We start from the raw sequence: 24,179 nt of genomic DNA on the forward strand, positions 1-24,179 counted from the left end.
AATACCGAGCTAACCCGCCCTTAGTTGGACGGAAGGAGCCCTCGCCGGACTCCTTGTCCTATTTTGGCATGAGGATGGGTGATGGGCGCAAGAGCCCGCTTAGTGCTGTCCGTCACGCTTGAGGCAAAGGCCCGGATCGGGACCTACGTCCCGGCCGCCGGGAGCCGCCCGTACGCCCTCAGTTCGCGAACTGGCGCTCGCGCACCACCCGCCACCGCTCGGTGAGCCGCCCGTACGCTTCACGGGCCCCCACGCCGTCCCCGGCCCGCAGCGCCGCGATGCCCTCGGCCACGTCCGCCGCCGAGTGGTCCTCGGACAGATGCTCCTGCGGAAGTACGTGAGCGAGGCCGCCGTAGTCCAGCTCGACCAGCGACCGGGGGTGGAACTCCTCCAGCCAGCGCCCCACATCTACCAGCCCCTCGACGAGCGGCCCCCCGGCCTCCGCGTCCAGATGCTCCCGCAGCGCCTTCAGGGCCCGCGCCACGCGCCGCCGCGCCTGCGCCATCGGCGTCCGGTAGCGCAGTACGGACGCCGCCTCGCCCTCGGCCTTCGCGTACTCCCGCTCCTCGCTCGCGAAGAGGGCGAACCAGCGCACCGGCACGTGCCACGCCGACGTCCTGATCCACGGCCGCGCGTCCGGGTTGCGCTCCAGCCAGCGCTCGAAGTCCGCGGCCGCCTGCCGGCGCACCAGCGGCGGCAGCGCCGCGTCCAGCAGCGGCTCGGGGAAGAGGTCGGGCAGCTCCTCCAGCGCCAGCCACCCGCGCAGCCGAGTCCGCCAGGGACAGACGCACACCACCCCGTCCACTTCGGTCACGAACGCGTCGCCGCTCTCGTGCACCGGCACCGGGACCGGCGGGGTCGGCAGCAAGTCCGCCAGGGAGCGCCGCAGTTCGTCCTGCGCGGTGGGCAGCCGCTCGCGCTTCGCGTACCGCGTCCAATGACCGCGTTCGGGCTCGGGGAAGGCCGCCAGCGGTTCGTACACCCTCAGATAGGAGACGTACGGGACGATCACCGAGGACTCCTGGGCCACGCCTGCTCCTCACTCGACCGGAACTCGGACCGGCACCCCGGACCGCGAGCCGGACCGCGAGCCGGACCGGAAAGAACCTCGACGAACCGGAAGGAAACCGGAAGGAAATCGTCCCACGCGTACTCCGCCAGGGGGTGATCCTCGGCACTGCCGTACGCCCCCGGGCCACCAGGTCTTACTCTCTTGCCCATCGGCCCTCCCCACCCGCAGGAGGGCGAAGCGCCTCGTACTTGGGAGTCACCACCGTGACCGACGCAACCGACGGCGTCCTGCACACCCTGTTCCGATCGGAGCAGGGCGGCCACGAGCAAGTCGTGCTGTGCCAGGACCGTGCCAGCGGCCTCAAGGCCGTCATCGCCATCCACTCCACCGCTCTGGGCCCGGCCCTCGGCGGCACGCGCTTCTACCCGTACGCGAACGAGGAGGAGGCCGTCGCCGACGCGCTGAACCTCGCCCGCGGCATGTCGTACAAGAACGCCATGGCCGGACTCGACCACGGCGGCGGCAAGGCCGTGATCATCGGCGACCCCGAGACGCTCAAGAGCGAGGAACTGCTCCTCGCGTACGGCCGGTTCGTGAACTCCCTCGGCGGCCGTTACGTGACCGCCTGCGACGTCGGCACGTACGTCGTCGACATGGACGTCGTCGCCCGCGAGACCCGCTGGGCCACCGGCCGCTCCCCCGAGAACGGCGGCGCCGGCGACTCGTCCGTACTCACCGCCTTCGGCGTCTTCCAGGGCATGCGGGCCTCGGCCCAGCACCTGTGGGGCGACCCGACCCTGCGCGACCGCAAGGTCGGCGTCGCGGGCGTCGGCAAGGTCGGCCACCACCTCGTCGAGCACCTCCTGGCGGACGGCGCCCAGGTCGTGATCACGGACGTGCGGGAGGAGTCGGTACGCCGCATCACCGACCGTCACCCGAACGTCACCGTCGTCGCGGACACCGAGGCGCTGATCCGCGTCGAGGGGCTCGACATCTACGCCCCGTGCGCGCTCGGCGGCGCGCTGAACGACGACAGCGTTCCGGTCCTCACGGCGAAGGTGGTGTGCGGCGCGGCCAACAACCAGCTCGCCCACCCGGGCGTCGAGAAGGACCTCGCGGACCGCGGGATCCTCTACGCCCCCGACTACGTGGTGAACGCCGGCGGCGTCATCCAGGTCGCCGACGAGCTGCGCGGCTTCGACTTCGACCGGTGCAAGGCGCAGGCCGCGAAGATCTTCGACACCACGCTGGCAATATTCGCACGTGCGAAGACGGACGGGATTCCGCCGGCTGCGGCGGCCGACCGGATCGCCGAACAGAGGATGGCCGAGGCACGCCGGAGCTGACCCGCGAGCGGGGCCGGCCCGCCGTCGGCGGGACATGACGAGACATGACTCACCCCCGTCGGCGGGTCGACCCTCAAGAAGAGGTTAAAATCGCAGTTGACCAGCGAGGACGGGGCTCCTCGCTGGTTCTGTGACGAGGCGTTGCATGCGGGCGGCGTACCGTATGGCCGCGGAAGCAGGTACCGTTGATGCCCTACGGACCGGTCTCTCCGAGGGGAGCCCGTTCCGAACCATGAACGCGTGTCAAGACTCTGGGGCCGTCGAGCCCCGTCACCGAGGGGGTCGAGCCATGGGGCGCGGCCGGGCAAAGGCCAAGCAGACTAAGGTCGCCCGCCAGCTGAAGTACAGCAGCGGCGGGACTGACCTGTCGCGTCTGGCCAACGAGCTGGGCGCTTCGACGACTTCGCAACAGCCGCCTAACGGCGAGCCGTTCGAGGACGACGACGAGGAAGACGACCCGTACGCACAGTACGCGGCTCAGTACAACGATGACGAGGACGAGGACTCGACCGAAGAGTCCGGTCCGTCGGCCCATCGTCGCGGCGCTTGACGTCCGTACACCTCGAACAGGCATTACGCACGTGACCCGGTCCTGGGGCCTCGGCCCCGGACCGGGTTCTGTGCTGCCACCGGCGATTACTTCGCGTAGTCGCCCGTAAGCGTCGCGCCCGAGGCGTGGGCGCCGCGCTCGGTGATCTCTCCGGCGACCCAGGCGTCCACGCCCCGGTCGGCGAGGGTCTCCAGGGCCACGTCCACCGACGCCTCCGGGACGACGGCCATCATGCCGACACCCATGTTGAGGGTCTTCTCCAGTTCGAGCCGCTCGACCTGTCCGGCCTTGCCGACCAGGTCGAAGACCGCGCCGGGCGTCCAGGTGGAGCGGTCGACCGTGGCGTGCAGGCCGTCCGGGATCACGCGGGCCAGGTTGTTCGCGAGACCGCCGCCCGTGATGTGGCTGAAAGCGTGCACCTCGGCGGTGCGGGTGAGGGCCAGGCAGTCCAGCGAGTAGATCTTGGTGGGCTCCAGGAGCTCCTCGCCGAGGGTGCGGCCGAACTCCTCGACCTCACGGTCCAGCGCCCAGCCGGCGCGGTCGAAGACCACGTGGCGCACGAGTGAGTACCCGTTCGAGTGAAGACCGGAGGACGCCATGGCGATCACCGCGTCACCCTTACGGATACGGTCCGCGCCCAGCAGCCGGTCGTACTCCACCACGCCGGTGCCGGCGCCCGCGACGTCGAAGTCGTCCTCGCCCAGCAGACCGGGGTGCTCGGCCGTCTCGCCGCCGACCAGGGCGCAGCCCGCGAGGACACAACCCTCGGCGATGCCCTTCACGATGGCCGCGACACGCTCGGGATGCACCTTGCCGACACAGATGTAGTCAGTCATGAAGAGCGGCTCGGCGCCGCAGACGACCAGGTCGTCGACGACCATGCCGACCAGGTCGTGACCGATCGTGTCGTACACGCCCATCTTGCGGGCGAGGTCGACCTTGGTGCCGACACCGTCCGTGGCGGACGCGAGCAGCGGACGCTCGTAGCGCTTGAGCGCGGAGGCGTCGAAGAGACCGGCGAAGCCGCCCAGGCCGCCCAGGACCTCGGGGCGCTTGGTCTTCTTCACCCACTCCTTCATCAGCTCTACGGCGCGGTCGCCTGCCTCGATGTCGACGCCCGCGGACGCGTAGCTGGCACCGGTGCCCGCGTGCGGAGCACGCCCAGAAGATTCAGCAGACATTGCTGGGAACTTTCGTGTCGTGGAACGGGGGCGTTACGGGCGACGGAGCGCCTCGGCCGCGGCGTTCGCCGGGCCGGCCGCGAGCTCGGTCTCCAGAAGCTGCTTACCGAGCAGCTCGGGGTCCGGGAGCTCCATCGGGTACTCGCCGTCGAAGCAGGCGCGGCACAGGTTCGCCTTGGGAATGGTGGTCGACTCGATCATCCCGTCGAGGGAGATGTACGAGAGCGAGTCGGCGCCCAGCGAGGTGCCGATCTCCTCGATCGTCATGCCGTTGGCGATCAGCTCGGCGCGGGTCGCGAAGTCGATGCCGAAGAAGCAGGGCCACTTCACCGGCGGGGAGGAGATCCGGATGTGGATCTCGGCGGCGCCGGCCTCGCGGAGCATCTTGACCAGGGCGCGCTGGGTGTTGCCGCGGACGATCGAGTCGTCGACGACCACGAGGCGCTTGCCGCGGATGACTTCCTTGAGCGGGTTGAGCTTCAGGCGGATGCCGAGCTGGCGAATCGTCTGCGACGGCTGGATGAAGGTCCGGCCCACGTACGCGTTCTTGACGAGGCCCGAGCCGTACGGGATTCCGCTGGCCTCCGCGTAGCCGATGGCGGCGGGGGTGCCGGACTCGGGCGTCGCTATCACCAGGTCGGCCTCGACCGGGGCTTCCTTCGCCAGCCTGCGGCCCATCTCGACACGCGAGAGATAGACGTTGCGGCCGGCGATGTCGGTGTCCGGGCGCGCCAGGTAGACGTACTCGAAGACACAGCCCTTGGGCTTCGCTTCCGCGAATCGGGAGGTGCGCAGGCCGTTCTCGTCGATGGCGAGCATCTCGCCCGGCTCGACCTCACGGACGTACGCGGCGCCGCAGATGTCGAGGGCGGCGGACTCGGAGGCCACCACCCAGCCGCGCTCCAGCCGGCCGAGGACCAGCGGGCGGATGCCCTGCGGGTCGCGGGCGGCGTACAGCGTGCCCTCGTCCATGAAGACGAGGGAGAAGGCGCCCATGACCTCGGGGAGGATCTTGGCGGCGGCTTCCTCGACGGTGAGGGGCTTGCCGTCGTCGTCCGTCTGGCCGGCCAGCAGGGCCGTGACCAGGTCGGTGTCGTTGGTCGCGGCGACCTGTGTCGCGCGGCCGTTCTCCTTGGGGAGGTCGGCGACCATCTCGGCGAGCTGCGCCGTGTTGACCAGGTTGCCGTTGTGACCCAGGGCGATCGATCCGTGCGCGGTGGCACGGAACGTCGGCTGCGCGTTCTCCCACACCGAGGCTCCGGTGGTGGAGTAGCGGGCATGACCGACCGCGATGTGGCCCTGGAGGGAGCCGAGGGAAGTTTCGTCGAAGACCTGCGAGACCAGTCCCATGTCCTTGAAGACCAGGATCTGGGACCCGTTGCTCACTGCGATGCCCGCGGACTCCTGTCCACGGTGCTGCAGGGCATACAGTCCGAAATAGGTGAGCTTGGCGACCTCTTCGCCGGGAGCCCAGACACCGAAGACGCCGCAAGCGTCCTGGGGGCCTTTCTCACCGGGGAGCAGGTCGTGGTTGAGTCGTCCATCACCACGAGGCACACCACCGAGTGTAGGCGAGATCGACCACTGGTCCGAATTGGGGATACGGGCGGCCGCCCCTCCCGGGCACCCGGCGCTTGACAGGTACGTGGTGCCTCCGTCAGGCTCCCGCCTCATGCAGCCCCTCGGTGACCTCCCGGTCCCGCTTGTGGAGCGCCGCCACGTCGACCTGGTCCGTGTCGCGAGCGCCATCTGTCGCCGCGCGTAGGCGCGCACACCGCCGCGCCCCGTAGTTCACCTCTCCGTTCCCCGGTGCCTCCGCGCACCGCTCCCCGCCCCGACCCGGCCCCGGCCGAGCGCTGATCCGCGCCGCCACGGGGCCCGGCCGGTGTGCCCTTCATCACGGGAGACCCTGTGACCTCGCACGACCAGAAGCTGTCCCGGCGCGCCTTCGGGGCCGTCGTCGGCGCGGGCGCCGCGGCCGTCGGCCTGTCGGCCGGACCGGCGCTCGCCGCCCCTGGCCCGGGCCCTGCCCCGGCCGCCGCCGGTGCCGCCGCCGAGCGGCCTTTCCGGGCGGCCGCCGAGCGGCGCTCGCGGCGGCCCAACATCCTGTTCATCCTGGGCGACGACCTGGGCTGGGCCGACCTCTCCTCGTACGGATCACCTCACATCCGTACGCCGCACCTCGACCGGCTCGCCCGCCAGGGGGTCCGGTTCACCGACGCCTACTCCGGGTCCGCGACCTGCTCCCCCACCCGCTTCAGCCTCTACACCGGGCGCTTCCCGGGCCGTACGAAGGGCGGGCTCGCCGAACCGATCGCCGACAAGTCGGTGGGGCTGGAGCCGACGCACCCCACGCTCGCCTCGCTGCTGAAGGGCGCCGGGTACGCGACGGCGCTGATCGGCAAGTGGCACTGCGGGTATCTGCCGGACTACAGCCCGACGCGGTCGGGCTGGGACGAGTTCTTCGGCAACTTCGGGGGCGCGCTGGAGTACTACTCGAAACTGGGTCTCGGCGGGGAGTACGACCTCTACGAGGGTGACACCCCGTACAAGGATCTGCGGTACTACACGCGGGTCCTCACCGAGCGGGCGAGCGAGTACGTACAGCGCGGACACGACAAGCCGTGGCTGCTGAACCTGAACTTCACCACTCCGCACTGGCCCTGGATCGCCGACGGTGACGAGGAGCAGAGCGCGGAGATCGTCCGGCGGATCAGGGCGGGCGACCGCGGGGCGCTGTGGCACCAGGACGGCGGCTCGGTCGAGAAGTACAAGGAGATGGTCGAGGACCTGGACCGGTCGGTCGGTGAGGTGCTGGGGGCGCTGAAGCGGTCGGGGCAGGAGAAGGACACCCTGGTCTTCTTCGCGAGCGACAACGGCGGCGAACGCTTCTCGTACAACTGGCCCCTCTCCGGCAACAAGTCCTCCCTGAAGGAGGGCGGCATACGGGTGCCGACCCTCGTGCGCTGGCCCGCCAGGATCGACGGCGGCCAGGTCAGCGACGTGCCGGTGTTCACGCCGGACTGGACGGCGACGCTGCTGGAGCTGGGCGGCGCGCGTCCCGATCCGGCGTACCCGCTGGACGGCGCGAGTCTCGCCGGGTACCTGCTGCGGGGTGAACGGGCGCCGCGGCGCGACCTGTTCTGGCGCGTACGGGGTGAACGGGCGCTGCGGCGGGGCGAGTGGAAGTACTACCGGGGTCCCGGCGGCAAGGACCAGCTGTTCCGGCTCACCGAGGACGCGCGGGAGCAGGCGGACAAGGCGTCGGCCGAGCCCGGCTGGCTGGCCGCGCTGCGGGCCGCCTGGGAGCGGACGGACGCGGGGCTGCTGCCGTACCCGACCGTGCCCTGAGGGGTGGTGGGGGAGATGTCGTGGTTTAGCGGACGCCGCGCGTGATCACGATCTCCTCCCCCACTGTTTTCGTTTCGCGGCGGAAGGAACCCCCACATGCAGTCGACCTCCCGAGTCCGTCTGTCGGCCCTCGCCTGCGGCGTCGTACTGGCGTCGGCGGCGCTCCCCGCCGCGACGCACGCCGCCCAGGCGCCCGCCGACCGACGCACCGTGCAGGTCGTGATGGTGGACTTCAGCGACAGCGGGTTCACCGACGCCGCCGGGCTCAAGCCGGCTCTGGAGGCCGCGTACTACGGGAAGAACGGTTCCCTGAACTCGTACTACGACGAGATCACGCGCGGCCGGACGGCCTTCGCCCCCGTCGGCGCCGACCCGGTGATCGGGCCGCTCACGCTCCCCATGGCCGCCGCGTGCGACAGCGGCCGGATCGCGGACGAGGCGCAGAAGGCGCTGGCGGCAAAAGGCGTCGGGGAGAGCGCGTACGACCATGTCTCGATCGTCTTCCCGAACGAGAAGGCCAAGTGCGCGTACGCCGGCCTCGGCACGGTCGGCGGCGGGAAGACGTGGATGCCGTCCCAGCACTTCTCGATCGACGCGCTGGTCCACGAGTTCGGCCACAACCTGGGCTACCACCACCAGAAGCGGCTGCGCTGTCCGGACGGGGATCTGGGCGCCGGCTGCAAGGAGGACGGCGACAGCCGCAAGTCGGTCATGGGCGGCGGGCATGCGGCGGCCGGTCTGTCGGCGGCGGAGCTGATCCACAACAAGTGGCTCACGGGCGACGAGCTCACCGACGTGAACGCGTCCGGTACGTACACGCTCCGTCCGCTGCACGGCGGCGGCACCGGCGTGCGCGCGCTGCGGGTCCCGCTCGGCGACAAGGACCAGCTCGTCGTGGAACTGCGGGCGCGGGCGGGCTCGCTCGACGAGGCGATCCAGGGGGTCCACGCCTACCGGGTGTCCGGGGGCGACTACACGCGGTCGGCACTGATCGACCCGACGCCGGGCGAGGGGAGGGCGGCGGACGCCGACGCGCTCAAGGCCGGTACGGAACTGAGCGACACCGCGCGCAAGGTGTCGGTGAAGGTCGTGACGTCGGGCGACGCGGAGGCGACGGTCGCCGTCAGCGTGGCGGGGGCGGCGAGTGCGGGCACGGGTGCGGGGGCGGGTCCGGGAGGCGCGGTCCCGGCGAGCTGACCGGGCCCCGGAGTGCCGGGGCCCCCGCCGCCCGCGCCCGCGACCGCTCGACCGGGGGGGCGCGGCTCCGGCGGCTACCTGGCGATCGCCATGGCCTCCAGGCCCTTGCCGTCCGCCCCGGTGAGGGTCAGGGCGCGCTCGCGGATCTCGTACTCCGCCTCGCCTTCGAGGACCTCCAGCAGGGCCTCCTCGGTGTTCATCACCGCCGGCGGGCACAGCTTCCGGGTCGTGGCGATCTTGGAGAAGGTGAGGGTGGAGCCCGAGACCTTCGCCTTGCCCGAGACGTTGTTGCAGCCGAGGTTCCCGCCCACGGACCCGTCCTCGCCGAAGAACAGCTTCGCCTTGGCCGCCGCGTCCTCGGGCAGCGAACTCGTGGTGTCGCCGTCCCGCACGGACTCCACCCGCCACTCCGTCCCGAGGAGCCGCGCGTCGGGCTCCGGCTTTGTCTCGGAGAGGGCGATGCTGTCGCCCTCGGCCGTGGTCAGCGTCAGCCGGTCGTCCGCGATCCTGGCCTTGAGCTCTCCGGCGAACGTGCGCTGGAGATGCTGCTCGAACTCCGCGACGCCCTTCGGGCAGCCGATCTCGGTGGTCTGGGCGGGCCCCACGGTGACCGTGTCGCCCTTGACCTTCACGTCGGCGCCGAACTGGTTGCAGCCGGTGTTGCCGCTGGCCCGGCCCTTGTCGTCGATCCGTACCGTGGCCTTCTCCGGCGCCGTCGTCTTCTTCCCGTCGACGGTCACGCTGTCGACGGTCCAGTCGATGCCGGAGAGCTGAAGGTCCGGCTTCACGGTGCCGTCACGTCCGGCGTCCGAGCCCGGCTCCGTGCCGCAGGCGGCCAGGGTCAGGAGGGCGAGGACGGTGACGGCGCCGGTGAGCGGGCCGCTGATGCGGGTGCGTGACGTATCCATGGCGATGGGACGGAAGCGGTGGGGTGTTCGGTTCCGCTTCCGCCGTCCCCTCACTCGCCCGGCGCAGCCCTCGTACCGATGACGACGGTGGCGTACAGCTCGTCGGACGTGACGACCCGGGGGACCAGACCGCCGCGTACGACGGTCTCGACGGCGCGCGGCATCTGGCGCTCGCTCGTCTCGAAGAGCAGGTGCCCGCCCGGCGCCAGCCACCGCGCGGTGTCCGCCGTCACCCGGCGCAGGACGTCGAGGCCGTCCGCCCCGCCGTCGAGCGCGACCCGCGCCTCGTGGATGCGGGCCTCCGGGGGCAGCAGGTCTATCTCGTCGGTCGGTACGTACGGCACGTTCGCCAGGAGTACGTCGACCCGCCCGCGCAGCGTCGTGGCGGGCAGCGGTGCGAAGAGGTCGCCCTCGTACACCTGCCCGCCGGCGGCGGTGACGTTGCGCCGGGCACACCGCACGGCGGCGGGGTCCACGTCGGCGGCGTACAGCTCGACCTGCTCCAGCGAGGCGGCCAGCGCCGCGCCGAGCGCGCCCGACCCGCAGCACAGGTCGACCACGACCGCCCGGGCGGGGGCGAGAGCCACGGCCTGCTCGACGAGGAACTCGGTGCGCCGGCGGGGCACGAAGACGCCGGGGTCCACGGCGAAGCGGTGGCCCCGGAACTGGGCCCAGCCGAGGACGTGTTCCAGGGGCAGGCCCTCCGCGCGGCTCTCCACCATGGCGAAGAGGTGGGCGGCGTCGCGCGCGGCGGCGAGGAGCAGATCCGCCTCGTCCTCGGCGAAGACGCAGCCGGCGGCGCGCAGCCTGATGACGACGGCGGAGGGGGAAAGCGGCGGGGAGAGGGACATGGGAAGCCTTTCGGGACACCTGGAGGCGCTCCCTCGGTCCCGGGTTCCGGCTCCTACGTCCGGTGGACCGCGCGGTCGCGAGAGGAGAGCACCCGACCTGACACAGCGGTAATGGGTCTCACCTCCTCGGTGCGCATGTCCTGCGTTGGCGTCGGCCACAGTACATGATCAACTCCCGGTTCAGCCGAGAACGGGCAGCAGTCCGGCCAGGCGCGCCCGTTCGCCGCTGGCGCCGACCTTCGCGTCGTCGACCGCGGCGTCCCACGTCGTGCGTCCCGTGGCGAGCCGGATCCAGGTGAGGGGGTCCGTCTCGACGACGTTGGGCGGCGTGCCCCGGGTGTGGCGGGGGCCCTCCACGCACTGCACGACGGCGTACGGCGGGACGCGCACCTCGACCGAACCGCCGGGCGCCTTCACGGCGAGGGCGTCGGCGAGCAGACGGGTGCAGGCGGCGAGCGCCTGGCGGTCGTACGGGACGGCGAGCCCTGCGGCGTGGTTCAAGTCGTCGGTGTGCACGACGAGTTCGACGGTGCGGGTGACGAGGAAGTCGTCCAGGCGCATCGCGCCGACGCGGGTCGCCAGGAGCCGGTCGTCCGGCGCGGCGGGCAGCAGCTCGGCGAGGCGGGCGCCGGTCCGCTCGTACAGCGCGTCGAGGTCGGGGGCGGACGCGGCGATCGACTTCGTGTCGTCGGAGATCTGGGCGGCGCGGGAGACGGTCGCGAACGGCCAGTCGAGCAGGGGCACTTCCTGCCGGGGCGGGGCGGGCTTCTCCAGGCAGGCGGCGACCGATCCGGCGCCCATGGCGATGTGCGCGGCCAGGTCGCGGACCGTCCAGTCCCCGAGGTGCGTGGGGAGCGCGAGCTGCGCGGGCGTGAGGTCGCGCACCGCGTCGTGCACGGCGCCGAACTGGATCAGGACCGCGGCACGGATCTTGCCGGCGTCGTACCGACGCGGGCGGGGGCGCGGGCGCTTCTGGGCAGCGGATGACATGGCCCCGAGATTAGCCGCCGGCTGTGAACGCCCGCTTGTTCTCCGCGCGCCCGGGGTGCGAGGAGCGGGGTCCGGGAGGCCCGCTCCTCGCGGGCGAACGCTTCGGCCCCGGCCAGTGGCTGACCGGGGCCGAAGAAGTGCTGCGGCGAGACGTCAGGCGAAGAGGCCCGGCAGCGTCGCCTCGTGCGCGGTGCGCAGCTCGCTCAGCGGGATGCTGAACTCGGCCTGCACCTCGATCTCGTCGCCGTCCACGACACCGATCCGGGTCGCGGGCAGACCGCGCGCCCCGCACATGTCGTTGAAGCGGAGCTCCTCGCTGCGCGGCACGGACACGACCGCCCGGCCCGCCGACTCGGAGAAGAGGAACACGAAGGAGTCGAGGCCGTCCGGCACGACCAGCCGCGCACCCTTCCCGCCCCGCAGGCAGGACTCGGTGACCGCCTGGATCAGGCCGCCGTCGCTCAGGTCGTGCGCCGCGTCGATCATGCCGTCGCGCGAGGCCGAGATCAGGATCTCGCCGAGCAGCTTCTCCCGGTCCAGGTCGACCTTCGGCGGCATGCCGCCGAGGTGGTCGTGGATCACCTGGGACCAGGCCGAGCCGCCCAGTTCCTCGTGCGTGTCGCCGAGCAGGTAGAGGAGCTGGCCCTCTTCCGCGAAGGCGACGGGCGTACGCCGGGTCACGTCGTCGATCACGCCGAGCACCGCGACGACCGGCGTCGGGTGGATGGCGGTCTCGCCGGTCTGGTTGTAGAGCGAGACGTTGCCGCCGGTCACCGGCGTACCGAGCTGCAGGCAGCCGTCCGCGAGACCGCGCGTGGCCTCAGCGAACTGCCACATGACGTCCGGGTCCTCGGGGGAGCCGAAGTTCAGGCAGTCGGAGATCGCGAGCGGCTTGGCGCCGGACGCGGCGACGTTGCGGTACGACTCGGCCAGCGCGAGCTGCGCGCCCGTGTACGGGTCGAGCTTCGCGTACCGGCCGTTGCCGTCGGTCGCCATGGCGACGCCCAGGTTCGTCTTCTCGTCGATCCGCACCATGCCGGCGTCCTCGGGCATGGCGAGCACCGTGTTGCCCTGCACGAACCGGTCGTACTGGTCGGTGATCCACGACTTCGACGCCTGGTTCGGCGACGAGACCAGCTTCAGCACCTGCTCGCGCAGCTCCGCCGCGTTCGCCGGGCGGGCCAGCTTGTTGGCGTCGTCGGCCTGGAGGGCGTCCTGCCACGCGGGACGGGCGTACGGCCGGTTGTAGACCGGGCCCTCGTGGGCCACGGTGCGCGGCGGCACGTCGACGATCTGCTCGCCGTGCCAGAAGATCTCCAGCTGCGAGCCGTCGGTCACCTCACCGATGACGGTGGCGATGACGTCCCACTTCTCGCAGATCTCCATGAACCGGTCGACCTTGTCCGGCTCGACGATCGCGCACATGCGCTCCTGCGACTCGCTCATGAGGATTTCCTCGGGCGAGAGGGAGGAGTCGCGCAGCGGAACGGTGTCCAGTTCCACGCGCATGCCGCCGGAACCGGCCGAGGCCAGCTCGGAGGTGGCACAGGACAGGCCCGCGCCGCCGAGGTCCTGGATGCCCGCGACGAGCTGCTCGCGGAAGATCTCCAGGGTGCACTCGATGAGGAGCTTCTCCTGGAACGGGTCGCCCACCTGGACGGCCGGACGCTTGGCGGGCCCGGTCGACTCGAAGGTCTCCGAGGCCAGCACCGACACGCCGCCGATGCCGTCGCCGCCCGTGCGGGCGCCGTACAGGACGACCTTGTTGCCGGGACCGCTCGCCTTCGCGAGGTGGATGTCCTCGTGCTTCATGACGCCGATGCAGCCGGCGTTGACCAGCGGGTTGCCCTGGTAGCACGCGTCGAAGACGACCTCGCCGCCGATGTTCGGCAGGCCCAGGCAGTTGCCGTAGCCGCCGATGCCCGCGACGACGCCGGGCAGCACGCGCCGGGTGTCGGGGTGGTCGGCCGCGCCGAAGCGCAGCGGGTCGACGACCGCGACCGGGCGGGCGCCCATGGCGAGGATGTCGCGGACGATGCCGCCGACACCCGTGGCCGCGCCCTGGTAGGGCTCGATGTACGAGGGGTGGTTGTGCGACTCGACCTTGAAGGTCACGGCGTAGCCCTGGCCGACGTCGACGACGCCCGCGTTCTCGCCGATGCCGACGAGCATCGCGTCGTTGGCGGGGACCTTCTCGCCGAACTGCTTCAGGTGGACCTTGCTGCTCTTGTACGAGCAGTGCTCGGACCACATGACGCTGTACATGGCGAGCTCGGCGCCGGTCGGGCGGCGGCCGAGGATCTCCCGGATGCGCGCGTACTCGTCCTCCTTGAGGCCGAGTTCCTTCCAGGGCTGCTCGGCCTCGGGGGTCTCGCCCGCGTGCTTGACAGTGTCCAAAGTCATGCGTTGACCAGCTTCTTCAGGATCGAGGTGAAGAATCCGAGGCCGTCGGTACGTCCCGTGCCGACCAGCGGCTCCACGGCGTGCTCCGGGTGCGGCATCAGGCCGACGACGTTGCCGGCGGCGTTGGTGATGCCGGCGATGTCACGGAGCGAGCCGTTCGGGTTGACGTCGAGGTAGCGGAAGGCGACGCGGCCCTCCGCCTCCAGCTCGTCGAGCACGCGCTCCTCGGCGACGTAACGGCCGTCCATGTTCTTGAGCGGGATGTGGACCTCCTGCCCGGCGGTGTAGTCCGCCGTCCAGGCCGTGCCGCTCGTCTCCACGCGCAGCTTCTGCTCGCGGCAGATGAAGTGCAGGTGGTTGTTCTGGAGCATCCCGCCGGGCAGCAGGTGCGCCTCGGTGAGGATCTGGAATCCGTTGCAGATGCCGAGGACCGGGAGACCGGCCTTCGCCTGCTCGATGATCGTCTCCATCACCGGCGAGAAGCGGGCGATCGCGCCGGCCCGCAGGTAGTCGCCGTAGGAGAAGCCTCCCGCGAGCACGACCGCGTCGACCTGCTTGAGGTCCTTGTCGCGGTGCCACAGCGAGACCGGCTCGGCGCCCGCGGTCCGGACGGCGCGGAGGCTGTCCTTGTCGTCGAGCGTTCCCGGAAAGGTGACGACTCCGATACGAGCGGTCACTTCGACTCCTCCACCTTCACGGTGAAGTCCTCGATGACGGTGTTGGCGAGGAACGTTTCGGCCATCTCGTTGATGCGGGCGAGGGCGGCGTCATCGACCGGCCCGTCGACCTCGAGCTCGAAACGCTTTCCCTGACGGACGTCCGCGATTCCCTCGAAGCCGAGACGGGGCAGTGCACGCTGCACCGCCTGTCCCTGCGGGTCGAGGATCTCGGGCTTGAGCATGACGTCGACTACGACGCGTGCCACTGGCACTCCCGGTGGTGGTGTGGTGCGAAGGCGGTTCCATCAGCGTACCCGCCCTGAAATTCTACGCGGGTAGATATACGTTGACGTGGATCACGTTCCGGTATCGGGCACGACAACTCAGGGAAAAATCCGCGAAAAAGTGGCCGTCTCCGATTGCGGAGAGACACGCGGACGGAATTAACTGGGCTTCACCATGCAATGCCTCGCGCTGTACAAAGGAATAGCGAGAAAATGAGCATTGCTCCAAATCAGCCGGAAGGCCGGCATCACCGCACGTCAGGCGCGATGTCTGATGCGGTAGTGCCGCAGGAAAGGACCGACGTCCGTGGCTCAGCGCGTAGTGGTCACGCTCTCCGACGACATCGACGGAGGGGATGCAGCGGAAACGGTCAGCTTCGGCCTGGACGGGAAGTCGTACGAGATCGACCTGAATCCCGCCAATGCAAAGAAACTGCGCACGGCACTGGAGCCCTTCATCGAGGCCGGCCGAAAGCACTCGAAGTCGGGCAAGGTCTACCGCCACACGCCCGTGGCGCCCGACCCCGCCGCCGTGCGCGCCTGGGCGCGCTCGCACCAGATGGACGTTCCGGCCCGCGGCCGCATCCCGAAGAAGGTCTACGAGGCCTTCGCCGAGGCCTCCTGACGGCCCGAGGGCGGCCCGCCGCCGGCCGGGCGCGCGGGCCGGGGCGCGGCCTCGGAGCCCCCGCGAGCAGCCGACTTGCGTTCCACCCCTGGTGATCGGCTAGAGTCTGGAGCACGCCGAGGGGCAAGGCCGAAAAGCCGGTCCCCGAGCAGCGTGCGGGTGTAGTTCAGTAGTAGAACACCCCCCTTCCAGGGGGGAGGCGCAGTGTGCAATTCCTGTCACCCGCTCTACATCGCTCATCGACCACTCCGGTGGATCGGGTACAGTGATGGCACCACATGCGGACGTGGCTCAGTTGGTAGAGCATCACCTTGCCAAGGTGAGGGTCGCGAGTTCGAATCTCGTCGTCCGCTCCATGAGTACGAAAGGCCCCGGTCATTGCGACCGGGGCCTTCGTCGTGTTGTCCCCGGTGCCGAAGGGCGACTGCGGTACTGACATTTGTCATGGACCCCGGTGACACCGCGCACTGCCGCCGGCCTTGGTCCGGCGGAAACCTTGAGACATGACCAGCGACGAGCATGTGATCGACGCCGAGGGGTTGCGGCGTACCTACGGCGGCGGCTTCGAAGCCGTCCGTTCCCTCTCCTTCTCCGTGGCGCGCGGCGAGCTCTTCGCGCTGCTCGGCACCAACGGGGCGGGCAAGACCTCGACCCTGGAGCTCCTGGAGGGCCTCGCCCGCCCCAGCGGCGGCAGCGTCCGAGTGCTCGGGCACGATCCTTACACCGAGCGCGCGGCCGTGCGGCCCCGGGTCGGCGTCATGCTCCAGGAGGGCGGCTTCCCGTCCGAGCTGACCGTGCGCGAGACCGTCCGGATGTGGGCGGGCTGCACCAGCGGGGCGCGGCCGGTGGGCGCGGCGCTGGAGATGGTGGGGCTGCACGGGCGGGAGAACGTACGGGTGAAGCAGCTCTCCGGCGGGGAGCGGCGGCGGCTCGACCTGGCCACGGCGCTGCTCGGACGGCCCGAGGTCCTCTTCCTCGACGAGCCGACCACGGGGCTCGACGCCGAGGGGCGGCGCGAGACCTGGGACCTGGTGCGTGAGCTGCGCGACGGGGGGACGACCGTGCTGCTGACCACGCACTACCTGGAGGAGGCGGCGGAGCTCGCCGACCGGCTGGCGATCCTGCACGAGGGGCGGTTCGCGGCGCAGGGGCGGGTGGACGAGGTCGTGGCGCAGTACCCGTCGCGGATCTCCTTCGAGCTGCCGGACGGCTACCACCTGGGGGACCTGCCGCCGCTGGGGCAGCTGGGGGTCACGGGGCACGAAGTGGCGGGGCGTACGACGCGGTTGTTCACCGACCGGCTTCAGCGGACCGCCACCGGGCTGCTGACGTGGGCGCAGGCGGCGGGGGTGGAGCTGCGCGGACTCGACGCCCGGTCGGCCTCGCTGGAGGAGGCGTTCCTGGAGATCGCGGGCGGGGCGAGGAAGAACGAGCGGGACGAGGAAGGGGCGGTGGTCCGATGAACACGGCTGTGACGGGACGTATGGCGGCTCTGACGCGGGCCGAACTGACCCTGCTCGTACGGCACAGGGCGGTGCTCCTCACGGCGCTGGTGGTGCCGGTGGCCATGACGTTCGCGATGCGGCCGGTCGTCGAGGACATGGACCTGCGCGAGGCGGGGCTGTCGCTGGGGGAGGCGATGATGCCGATGGCCGTGGCGTTCGTGCTGCTCTTCGGGGTGTACTCGGCGCTGGTCACGGTCTATGTGGTGCGGCGCGAGGAGCTGGTACTGAAGCGGCTGCGGACCGGGGAGCTCGGCGACGCGGAGATACTGGCCGGGACGGCCGCCGCCACGCTGGTGGCCGGTCTCGCGCAGTGCGTGATGCTGCTGGTCGCGGGGGCGGCGGTGCTGGGGATGGAGATGCCGGCCGATCCGGTGTGGGTGATGGCCGGTGTGCTGCTGGGGCTGGTGCTCGCCACCGCGATGGCCGCCCTGACCTCGGTGTTCACGCGGTCCGCCGAGGGCGCCCAGATCACGATCATGCCGCTGATGCTGATCTCGATGGTGGGGTCCGGTGTCGTCGTTCCGCTGGAGCTGCTTCCGGAGCGGGCGGCCCCGGTCCTGGAACTGCTGCCGCTGTCGCCGGTGGTGGAACTCGTGCGCGGCGGCTGGAGCGGGCAGTTGGGGGCGTACGAGGCGCTGGGGGCGGTCGGCACGGCGGTGGCGTGGACCGTACTGTCGGTGGTCGCTGTCCGGCGGTGGTTCCGGTGGGAGCCTCGGCGGTAGGGGCGGCGTACGGGCGCGGTTCTGTGCCGGGCGCGGAGAGCCGGGCGCCGAGCTGGTGCGGGGAAGAGGGGGACGGGATGAGGGGCTTCTGGCGGAAGCGGAGTCAGGCCGCGAAGCTGGATCTGTACATGCGGGCGCTGCTGTACATCCTGCCGTGGCCGCTCTCTCTCGGCGTCGTGCTCCCGCTCATGGGTGGGCTGACCGGCCCCGACCCCGGTGCCGCCGCACTGGTGCGGGGAGTGCTGGCGCTCTCCGTGGCCCAGTGCGCTGTCGCCATGCACACCATCCACCACGGGCTCGCGCATTACGTCGACGGCGCCCCGGCGCCCTGGCGCTCGGCGACCGTCGCGCTCGCGCTGATGGTGGCGTCGGTGGGGCTGATCGCGGCCCTTCAGGCGACCGGCGGCATCGACCGTCAGGGGACGGTGATGGCACAGATGCTGCTGAACACCCTGCTGACAGCGGCCATGTCGACGTTCATGCTGTCGACGCTCCGGCGGCTGGTCCTCGGGACGCTGGTCGTGGCGGTGCTGGTGGCGGGCGCGCTGGCAGCGACCGGCGGACACAGCGGGCTGCCCGTGGCGGGGGTGATCATCGTCCTCTGTGCAGGACTCTTCGGGCTGGTGACCACCCGGTCGTCGGCCTGGTTCGTCGCGGTGATCTGGGAACTGGACCAGGCCCGCGACGTGGCCGCGCGGCTCGCGGTCGCCGAGGAACGGCTGCGGTTCGGACGGGACATGCACGACGTGATGGGCCGCAACCTCGCCGTCATCGCGCTCAAGAGCGAGCTGGCGGTGCAGCTCGCGCGGCGGGGCAGGCCGGAGGCCGCCGACCAGATGGCCGAGGTGCAGCGGATCGCGCAGGAGTCGCAGCGCGAGGTGCGTGAGCTCGTACGGGGCTATCGAGCGGCGGATCTGCCCGCCGAACTGGAAGGGGCGCGGGGCGTGTTGAGCGCGGCGGGCATCGAGTGCCTGATGGACCGGGGTCCCGGCGACGAGCTGCCGGCCGGCGTGCAGTCGGCGCTCGGGTGGGTCGTCCGGGAAGCGACGACCAATGTGCTGCGGCACGGGGACGCGCGCAGGTGCACGGTACGGCTGAGGGCGGACGGGGGGCGTGCGGTGCTGGTCGTGGAGAACGACGGCGCGGGCGAGGTGTCCGCCACGGGCAGCCCCGGGTCGGGGCTCGCGGGGCTGCGGGAGCGGCTGGGCGCGGTCGGCGGGACGCTGCGGGCGGGGCCGGCCGGGGACGGGCGCTTCCGGCTCACAGCCGAGGTTCCGCTGGCCCGGGAGGCGCTGCGGTGAGTGATTCCGCCGTACGACCGGTGCGGGTGCTGCTCGCCGACGACGAGCATCTGATCAGGGGCGCGCTGGCGGCGCTCCTCGGACTGGAGGACGACCTCGTCGTGGTCGCCGAGGCGGCCACGGGGCCCGAGGCGCTGGCGATGGCACGGGCCCACCGGCCGGACGTCGCCGTGCTGGATCTCCAGATGCCGGGTCTCGACGGTGTGAGTGTGGCCACAGCCCTGCGCGACGAGCTGCCCGACTGCCGCTGCATGATCGTGACCAGCCACGGGCGGCCCGGGCATCTGAAGCGGGCGCTGGCGGCGGGGGTGCGGGCGTTCGTGCCGAAGACCGTCAGCGCGCAGCGGCTGGCCGAACTGATCCGGAGCGTACGGGACGGAAACCGTTACGTGGACCCGGAGTTGGCGGCCGACGCGATCTCCGCCGGGGACTCGCCGCTGACCGCCCGCGAGGCGGAGGTGCTGGAACTGGCGGCGGACGGGGCGCCGGTCACGGAGATCGCAGAGCGGGCGGCCCTGTCGCCGGGAACGGTGCGCAACTACCTGTCCTCGGCCGCCTCGAAACTGGGCGCCGAGAATCGTCATGCGGCGGTGCGGCTCGCACGCGAGCGAGGTTGGGTATAGTGGGCATCGCACACGGCAACACAGTGCATGCGGACGTAGCTCAGTTGGTAGAGCGCAACCTTGCCAAGGTTGAGGTCGCCAGTTCGAACCTGGTCGTCCGCTCAGAGGAGAAGGCCCCGGTCGTCACGACCGGGGCCTTCCGCGTGTTCTAGGTCCAGCTCGTGCCGGTGAGCAGTTCGTACGCCTCCAGGTACTTCGCCCGGGTCGCGTCGACGATCTCCTGCGGGAGCGCGGGCGGCGGCAGCTCCGCCGCGCGGTCCCAGCCGGAGGCCGGCGAGGTCAGCCAGTCGCGGACGTACTGCTTGTCGTACGACGGCTGGGCGCGGCCCGGCTCCCAGGTGGCGGCGGGCCAGAAGCGGGAGGAGTCCGGGGTCAGGACCTCGTCGGCGAGGATCAGCTCGTCGCCGTCGAAGCCGAACTCGAACTTCGTGTCGGCCAGGACGATGCCCCGGTCGCGGGCGATGTCGCGGGCCCGGTTGTAGACGGCGAGGGTCATCTGGCGCAGCTGTGCGGCCGTCTCGGCGCCGACCTGGCGGGCCACTTCCTCGTAGCTGACGTTCTCGTCGTGGTCGCCCACGGCGGCCTTGGTGGCGGGCGTGAAGATCGGGGCCGGGAGTTCCGAGCCGTCCGACAGGCCCTCGGGGAGAGCCAGACCGCAGACCGTGCGGGACGCGTTGTACTCGGTGAGCCCCGATCCGGTGAGGTAGCCGCGGGCCACGCACTCGACCGGGACCATCCTCAAGGACTTGCAGACGAGCGTACGGCCGGCCCAGTCGGCCGGGGCTCCGGCGGGGAGGTCGGTCGAGATCACGTGGTTCGGGGCGAGGTCCGCGAGCTGGTCGAACCACCAGAGCGAGAGCTGGGTCAGGACCCGGCCCTTGTCGGGGATCTCCGTGGGCAGCACCCAGTCGTACGCGGAGATCCGGTCGCTGGCGACCATCACGAGGTCGCCGGCCTCGTTCTGGTAGAGGTCACGCACCTTGCCCGTGTGGAGGTGGGTCAGGCCCGGGAGCTGGAGCGGCTCGGGCTTTTCTACGAATCCGGACACGGTTCCTCCGCGTAGGTTGATCCAGGAGCGCTTCCGATTCTCCCGCATGCGGGGCGCGGGCGTGGGCGCGGGGGCGGGGTGTGCGGGTCAGTCGCGTTTGCAGATGCGGTCCAGGAGGTTCGCCGTCGCGCGCTGGATGCGCGGGTCCACGTGGCCGGGGCGGTCCAGGGCCGGGGACCAGGCGAAGGTGCCGGAGGCGAAGACCAGGGCGCCGCTGGGGGCCCGGTAGAGGGACGTCTCCTGGTGGCGCAGCGCGCCTTCGCCGTCCCGGTAGGGGGAATGGGCCAGCAGGATGCGGCCCTGGTGCTCGGGGAGCGCCGTACGGGGGAAGTACCGGTCGGCCTCGCCGGCCACCAGGCCCTCGATCTCGTCGTTCTCGTGGGCGCCGGTCGAGTCCCAGAGCCAGTGGTCCGCGTTCCGTACGACCAGAGGGCTCGGCTCCGGGACCCTGCCCGCGTACTGGATGCCCAGCAGCTGCTGCTCCGGGCGGTCGATCTCGCGCCAGAGGGCGGGCTTGCCGGGGGCCCGGCGTTTTCGGCAGGTGAGGAGGCGGTCGGCCGTACCGGAGGCGGACGGGGCCAGCTCCACCTGCCAGTACATCGTGTTGGCGGAGAGGAACACGAGGGACGTGCCCGCCTCGCGCGCCAGCTCCGTCGTGCGGCGCATGGGGACGGACCAGTACTCGTCGTGGCCCGGGAACACCAGGCCCCGGTAGCGGGTCGGGTCGATGCGGCCCGCGTGCAGGTCGCGGGCGTCCGCGTACGCGAGGTCGTAGCCGTAGCGCTCGGCCCAGCGGATGAAGTCGTAGGCGTGGCCGACGTGCAGGGGCAGACCGGCGCCGGCGTAGGGGCGGTCGAAGGAGACCGTTGTCGCCGCTTCCTCTTCGCCCAGCAGGCGGCCCATCCTGTCCCACGCGTGGTAGAGGCTGGCGCCGGTGCGGCCGTCCTCCGGGTACAGGTTGTACGCCTGCCAGGTGATGTCCGGCAGGAGGAGCAACAGGTCGGCCGGGTGGCTGTCGCGGACCGTGAAGGGGATGTGGGAGCGGTAGCCGTCGGCGGTGGTGAGCACGGCGACGTACGCCCCGACGCTCCAGAAGTCGGGAATCTGGAGGCGCCAGGACAGCCACCAGTGGTGGCAGGAGACCGTCCGGTCGGCGGTGAGCGGGGCCGGCTGGACGATGCCGGAGAGGCGGGGACTGGTGGTGATCTTCGCCGCGCCGTCGCCGCCGTAGTGACCGATCCGGTAGATGTCGACGGAGAACTGCTGGGGCGGGTCGACAGTGATGTGGAAGTCGATCGCCTCGCCGGGGGCGGCGGCGCCGGGGGACGCGAAGCCCTTGATCTGCTGGCGTACGTCGTCCGCGGTGCGGGGGCCGCCGGTGGAGGCGGAGCGGCGCTGCGGGAGCCGGGCGCCGGTGACGGGGTCGCGGTGGTCCGCGCCCTCCGTGGGCTCGGCGTACCAGGGGATGACCTGGCCGCTGTCACCGAAGTAGTGCTCGCTGCCGCGCAGCCAGGGCAGTGGTCCCTGGCCGAAGGGATCGGACACGGCATGCGCGAGGGCGCCCGATTCCCAGCGCCGGATGAACTCGTCCCCCATGCCGCTTCCCTCCCTCTAGCCCCCGAGACAACTGTGATGCGCCACTTGTCAGCTACTGGCCCCCAGCACATCACATAACGCACGCACTCCGTCACCGTTCGTCGCGAATTGACGTTAACGGAACGCCTGGCTCCGGTAAGCGGGGGGCGTGATAGGGGCGCGGGTGGTGCGGGTGGCGCGCGGCGCGGGAGGGTGAGCGGGGGCGGGAGAACGGGGGCGGGGCTTCGGGGCCGGTGCTGGAGGCGTGCGGCAGGGGCGCCGGTGGGTGTGGCGGGGCGGGCTTCGGGGTCGGTGCCGCGCCGGGGCGTCTCCTCCCGGCGCCGGGTTCGTGGCTCGGGGGCTCAGACCAGGCGGACTGTCTTTTCCGGGCGTACCCCGACCGACGCCAGCCAGGAGCGGAGGGGGGCCGCGTCGCCGTCCTCCACGAGGGTCAGGACCCGGGTGGCGAGGTCCTGCCGGCGCTCGCCGTCCACCAGGAGCGCGGGGCCGTCGAGCCAGTCCAGGCCCGGGACGGCGCCGGCCGTGTCCACCGCGGCGCAGCAGACCATCGCCGTGACGTGGTCGGCCAGGAGGTCGCGGCCCGTCCTCGGCGGAACGAGGGGGAAGAGCGGGAGGGGGTCCGTACTCCAGGGGTCGCCTTCGCCCACCAGTGGTGCGGGCGGTGGAGCGGCGGCCTCCTCCCGGGCCACCTCCGCCCCGATGGCGGCGGCGAGGGTCTCCGACGGCGGGTCGTCGCCGTCGGCCGACAGGTGGTCCATCACCCGGGTGAGCGTGGCGGCCGTGGCGCGGCGTACGCCCATGGTGTCCAGGACCCGGTGCAGGCGGGCGGCGTCCGCACGCCACTTCCGGTCGACCACTTCTTCCGGGTACTGCTGCCAGTCCACCGGCGACCAGTCCGGGCCCGGGGCGGCGGGGCCGCCGTGGAACAGCCGGGCGGCGAGGAGCGAGGCCGCCTCGTCGACGGAGCCGGGCTCCTCCAGGAGGTCGCACGCCGGCCGTTCGCCCAGGCGGGAGGCGAAGCCTTCGGCCAGGCGGTCGCGGCGGGAGAGTTCGGTGAGCGCGGAGACCACACCGGCGTCCAGGCGGGAGGGCCAGCGGCCCATGCGCCAGGCGGGCAGCGCCACGCGGGTCAGGAGGCGGTCCCAGCCCGCGTACGCCAGGCCCACCTGCTCCTGCGCGACGATGCGCAGGCCGTAGTCGACGGTCTGGGCGCGCTCCGACGCCGCCGTGGCGACGCCCCGCTCCATTTCGGCGGCGTGCACGCGGCAGCCGCGCAGGAGGAGTGTGGAGATCCAGCCGACGAAGCCCAGGGGCAGGCGGCGCAGCGGATTGCGGTGCGGGGCGGCCGACTCGGCCACCGCGGCGTCCAGGCCGCGCACGAAACGGCGGGCGGCGGCTATGTCGGGATGCGCGGAGGGGCCCGTACCGGCGACGACAGGTGCCAGCACCGCGCGCAGCTCGGCCACCCGCATCCACCACAGGAACGGCGACCCGATGACCAGCACGGGCGCTGCCGCGACCCGGCGGCGCCCCGGGCCCGCGCCCGGTATGGACGCCGGGTGCGTACGGTCCTCCAGCCAGCTGTCGCAGTCCGGCGTCAGCGCTATGGCGGACGGCGCCGGCACCTCCAGGCGGTCCGCCAGGTCGCGCACGAGCCGGTAGAGATCCGGCGCCGAACGCTCGGCGATCTCGACCGTCGGGGTCGTCGCCGGTCTGGCCCGCGCGATCACCGCCCCTACGGCGACGGCCGCCAGCAGGACCACGACCGCGACGACGGTCGTCACCCGGCGCGCGGCGTCCCAGCCCCCGCCGACCGCGTGGCCCGTCGCGCCGCCCACCAGCAGGACGACGGCGACCGCCGCGGGCAGCAGGGCGACGGCCAGCGCTGTGCTGCGCACGCGCAGCACAGCGAGAGCCCTGGAACGCGCGGACTGCGCGCCCCTCTCCACACCCGTACCGGTACCGGACACGGCCGGACGTCACCCCCTTCGCCCTGCGACGGCTTTGCTCACTCCCCCACTGTGGCA

At 71.6% G+C, this 24,179-nt stretch carries 22 protein-coding genes and 3 tRNA genes; 13 read left to right on the forward strand and 12 right to left on the reverse strand.

What is annotated here, in order from left to right; genetic code table 11:
- Positions 1 to 178: 178 nt before the first annotated feature.
- Positions 179 to 1,030 carry a DUF8083 family protein gene (locus IE185_RS27305; protein ID WP_138897526.1) on the reverse strand — a complete coding sequence of 284 codons (852 nt, stop codon included), beginning with the start codon at positions 1,028 to 1,030 and terminating at the stop codon, positions 179 to 181.
- Positions 1,031 to 1,275: 245 nt separating this feature from the next.
- Here IE185_RS27305 and IE185_RS27310 point away from each other — a divergent pair, with 245 nt between their 5' ends.
- The gene (locus IE185_RS27310; protein ID WP_138897494.1) at positions 1,276 to 2,358 is read left to right on the forward strand and encodes a Leu/Phe/Val dehydrogenase; all 1,083 of its coding nucleotides are present in this window, start codon (positions 1,276 to 1,278) and stop codon (positions 2,356 to 2,358) included.
- Positions 2,359 to 2,647: 289 nt separating this feature from the next.
- Positions 2,648 to 2,908 (forward strand): DUF3073 domain-containing protein, encoded by a 261-nt coding sequence (locus tag IE185_RS27315; protein WP_069928096.1) that lies wholly within the window; start codon positions 2,648 to 2,650, stop codon positions 2,906 to 2,908.
- Positions 2,909 to 2,994: 86 nt separating this feature from the next.
- On the opposite strand, the gene purM is transcribed toward IE185_RS27315, so the two are convergent.
- Both purM and purF read right to left on the reverse strand, forming a co-directional pair.
- A complete protein-coding gene (gene purM, locus IE185_RS27320; protein ID WP_138897493.1) occupies positions 2,995 to 4,089 on the reverse strand; it encodes a phosphoribosylformylglycinamidine cyclo-ligase in 1,095 nt (364 codons plus the stop codon).
- A gap of 33 nt (positions 4,090 to 4,122) precedes the next feature.
- Complete coding sequence (gene purF, locus IE185_RS27325; RefSeq protein WP_138897492.1) at positions 4,123 to 5,646, reverse strand: amidophosphoribosyltransferase; 1,524 nt, start codon at positions 5,644 to 5,646, stop codon at positions 4,123 to 4,125.
- 115 nt (positions 5,647 to 5,761) lie between these two features.
- Here purF and IE185_RS34055 point away from each other — a divergent pair, with 115 nt between their 5' ends.
- The 3 genes from IE185_RS34055 (at position 5,762) to IE185_RS27335 (ending at position 8,637) form a co-directional block, all read left to right on the forward strand.
- On the forward strand, positions 5,762 to 5,854 hold the full coding sequence (locus IE185_RS34055; protein WP_369334558.1) for a putative leader peptide: 93 nt from the start codon (positions 5,762 to 5,764) through the stop codon (positions 5,852 to 5,854).
- Positions 5,855 to 6,000: 146 nt separating this feature from the next.
- Positions 6,001 to 7,440, forward strand: coding sequence for a sulfatase family protein (locus IE185_RS27330; RefSeq protein WP_229843726.1), 1,440 nt, complete (start codon positions 6,001 to 6,003; stop codon positions 7,438 to 7,440).
- Positions 7,441 to 7,536: 96 nt separating this feature from the next.
- Complete coding sequence (locus IE185_RS27335) at positions 7,537 to 8,637, forward strand: metallopeptidase domain-containing protein (protein ID WP_189716202.1); 1,101 nt, start codon at positions 7,537 to 7,539, stop codon at positions 8,635 to 8,637.
- 74 nt (positions 8,638 to 8,711) lie between these two features.
- On the opposite strand, the gene IE185_RS27340 is transcribed toward IE185_RS27335, so the two are convergent.
- The 6 genes from IE185_RS27340 to purS all read right to left on the reverse strand — a co-directional run bounded on the left by IE185_RS27340 (position 8,712) and on the right by purS (position 14,714).
- On the reverse strand, positions 8,712 to 9,545 hold the full coding sequence (locus IE185_RS27340) for an META domain-containing protein (RefSeq protein ID WP_138899280.1): 834 nt from the start codon (positions 9,543 to 9,545) through the stop codon (positions 8,712 to 8,714).
- Positions 9,546 to 9,595: 50 nt separating this feature from the next.
- Positions 9,596 to 10,396 (reverse strand): putative protein N(5)-glutamine methyltransferase, encoded by an 801-nt coding sequence (locus IE185_RS27345; RefSeq protein WP_138899279.1) that lies wholly within the window; start codon positions 10,394 to 10,396, stop codon positions 9,596 to 9,598.
- Positions 10,397 to 10,576: 180 nt separating this feature from the next.
- On the reverse strand, positions 10,577 to 11,386 hold the full coding sequence (locus IE185_RS27350) for a maleylpyruvate isomerase family mycothiol-dependent enzyme (protein ID WP_138908427.1): 810 nt from the start codon (positions 11,384 to 11,386) through the stop codon (positions 10,577 to 10,579).
- 153 nt (positions 11,387 to 11,539) lie between these two features.
- Complete coding sequence (gene purL, locus IE185_RS27355) at positions 11,540 to 13,789, reverse strand: phosphoribosylformylglycinamidine synthase subunit PurL (protein ID WP_138898079.1); 2,250 nt, start codon at positions 13,787 to 13,789, stop codon at positions 11,540 to 11,542.
- Positions 13,786 to 14,466, reverse strand: a complete 681-nt coding sequence (purQ, locus tag IE185_RS27360) for a phosphoribosylformylglycinamidine synthase subunit PurQ (protein ID WP_138898078.1) — start codon at positions 14,464 to 14,466, stop codon at positions 13,786 to 13,788. The genes purL and purQ overlap by 4 nt, the downstream gene beginning before the upstream one ends.
- Positions 14,463 to 14,714, reverse strand: coding sequence for a phosphoribosylformylglycinamidine synthase subunit PurS (gene purS / locus IE185_RS27365; protein ID WP_138898077.1), 252 nt, complete (start codon positions 14,712 to 14,714; stop codon positions 14,463 to 14,465). Before purS ends, purQ begins: the two co-directional genes overlap by 4 nt.
- Positions 14,715 to 15,039: 325 nt before the next feature.
- Here purS and IE185_RS27370 point away from each other — a divergent pair, with 325 nt between their 5' ends.
- The 8 genes from IE185_RS27370 (at position 15,040) to IE185_RS27405 (ending at position 19,610) form a co-directional block, all read left to right on the forward strand.
- Positions 15,040 to 15,357 (forward strand): histone-like nucleoid-structuring protein Lsr2, encoded by a 318-nt coding sequence (locus tag IE185_RS27370; protein WP_138898076.1) that lies wholly within the window; start codon positions 15,040 to 15,042, stop codon positions 15,355 to 15,357.
- A gap of 155 nt (positions 15,358 to 15,512) precedes the next feature.
- Positions 15,513 to 15,584: transfer RNA gene (locus tag IE185_RS27375), tRNA-Gly, on the forward strand.
- 53 nt (positions 15,585 to 15,637) lie between these two features.
- Positions 15,638 to 15,713 (forward strand) — tRNA-Gly (locus tag IE185_RS27380).
- 147 nt (positions 15,714 to 15,860) lie between these two features.
- The gene (locus IE185_RS27385; protein WP_189716205.1) at positions 15,861 to 16,820 is read left to right on the forward strand and encodes an ABC transporter ATP-binding protein; all 960 of its coding nucleotides are present in this window, start codon (positions 15,861 to 15,863) and stop codon (positions 16,818 to 16,820) included.
- The gene (locus IE185_RS27390) at positions 16,817 to 17,584 is read left to right on the forward strand and encodes an ABC transporter permease (RefSeq protein WP_138899695.1); all 768 of its coding nucleotides are present in this window, start codon (positions 16,817 to 16,819) and stop codon (positions 17,582 to 17,584) included. Before IE185_RS27385 ends, IE185_RS27390 begins: the two co-directional genes overlap by 4 nt.
- 77 nt (positions 17,585 to 17,661) lie before the next feature.
- Positions 17,662 to 18,885: a sensor histidine kinase gene (locus IE185_RS27395; RefSeq protein ID WP_189716207.1), complete on the forward strand. Its 1,224-nt coding sequence runs from the start codon at positions 17,662 to 17,664 to the stop codon at positions 18,883 to 18,885.
- Complete coding sequence (locus IE185_RS27400; RefSeq protein WP_138899431.1) at positions 18,882 to 19,508, forward strand: response regulator transcription factor; 627 nt, start codon at positions 18,882 to 18,884, stop codon at positions 19,506 to 19,508. The genes IE185_RS27395 and IE185_RS27400 overlap by 4 nt, the downstream gene beginning before the upstream one ends.
- Before the next feature lie 29 nt (positions 19,509 to 19,537).
- Positions 19,538 to 19,610: transfer RNA gene (locus IE185_RS27405), tRNA-Gly, on the forward strand.
- 46 nt (positions 19,611 to 19,656) lie between these two features.
- Here the strand turns inward: IE185_RS27405 and IE185_RS27410 are convergent.
- The 3 genes from IE185_RS27410 to IE185_RS27420 form a co-directional block, all read right to left on the reverse strand.
- A complete protein-coding gene (locus IE185_RS27410) occupies positions 19,657 to 20,556 on the reverse strand; it encodes a phosphoribosylaminoimidazolesuccinocarboxamide synthase (protein ID WP_138899432.1) in 900 nt (299 codons plus the stop codon).
- Positions 20,557 to 20,643: 87 nt separating this feature from the next.
- Positions 20,644 to 22,152 carry a N,N-dimethylformamidase beta subunit family domain-containing protein gene (locus tag IE185_RS27415; RefSeq protein WP_138908422.1) on the reverse strand — a complete coding sequence of 503 codons (1,509 nt, stop codon included), beginning with the start codon at positions 22,150 to 22,152 and terminating at the stop codon, positions 20,644 to 20,646.
- Positions 22,153 to 22,493: 341 nt separating this feature from the next.
- Positions 22,494 to 24,122, reverse strand: coding sequence for a M48 family metalloprotease (locus tag IE185_RS27420; protein ID WP_138898884.1), 1,629 nt, complete (start codon positions 24,120 to 24,122; stop codon positions 22,494 to 22,496).
- Between the last annotated feature and the right edge of the window lie 57 nt (positions 24,123 to 24,179).

Source organism: Streptomyces chryseus (assembly GCF_014650755.1).
GTDB classification, from domain to species: domain Bacteria; phylum Actinomycetota; class Actinomycetes; order Streptomycetales; family Streptomycetaceae; genus Streptomyces; species Streptomyces chryseus.

Coding starts and splice junctions, on each gene's coding strand:
- IE185_RS27315 (WP_069928096.1), top strand. CDS start 2,648: ATGGGGCGCGGCCGGGCAAAGGCCAAGCAGACTAAGGTCGCCCGCCAG.
- purM (WP_138897493.1), bottom strand. CDS start 4,089: ATGTCTGCTGAATCTTCTGGGCGTGCTCCGCACGCGGGCACCGGTGCC.
- IE185_RS34055 (WP_369334558.1), top strand. CDS start 5,762: ATGCAGCCCCTCGGTGACCTCCCGGTCCCGCTTGTGGAGCGCCGCCAC.
- IE185_RS27335 (WP_189716202.1), top strand. CDS start 7,537: ATGCAGTCGACCTCCCGAGTCCGTCTGTCGGCCCTCGCCTGCGGCGTC.
- IE185_RS27340 (WP_138899280.1), bottom strand. CDS start 9,545: ATGGATACGTCACGCACCCGCATCAGCGGCCCGCTCACCGGCGCCGTC.
- IE185_RS27345 (WP_138899279.1), bottom strand. CDS start 10,396: ATGTCCCTCTCCCCGCCGCTTTCCCCCTCCGCCGTCGTCATCAGGCTG.
- IE185_RS27350 (WP_138908427.1), bottom strand. CDS start 11,386: ATGTCATCCGCTGCCCAGAAGCGCCCGCGCCCCCGCCCGCGTCGGTAC.
- purL (WP_138898079.1), bottom strand. CDS start 13,789: ATGACTTTGGACACTGTCAAGCACGCGGGCGAGACCCCCGAGGCCGAG.
- IE185_RS27385 (WP_189716205.1), top strand. CDS start 15,861: ATGACCAGCGACGAGCATGTGATCGACGCCGAGGGGTTGCGGCGTACC.
- IE185_RS27390 (WP_138899695.1), top strand. CDS start 16,817: ATGAACACGGCTGTGACGGGACGTATGGCGGCTCTGACGCGGGCCGAA.
- IE185_RS27395 (WP_189716207.1), top strand. CDS start 17,662: ATGAGGGGCTTCTGGCGGAAGCGGAGTCAGGCCGCGAAGCTGGATCTG.
- IE185_RS27415 (WP_138908422.1), bottom strand. CDS start 22,152: ATGGGGGACGAGTTCATCCGGCGCTGGGAATCGGGCGCCCTCGCGCAT.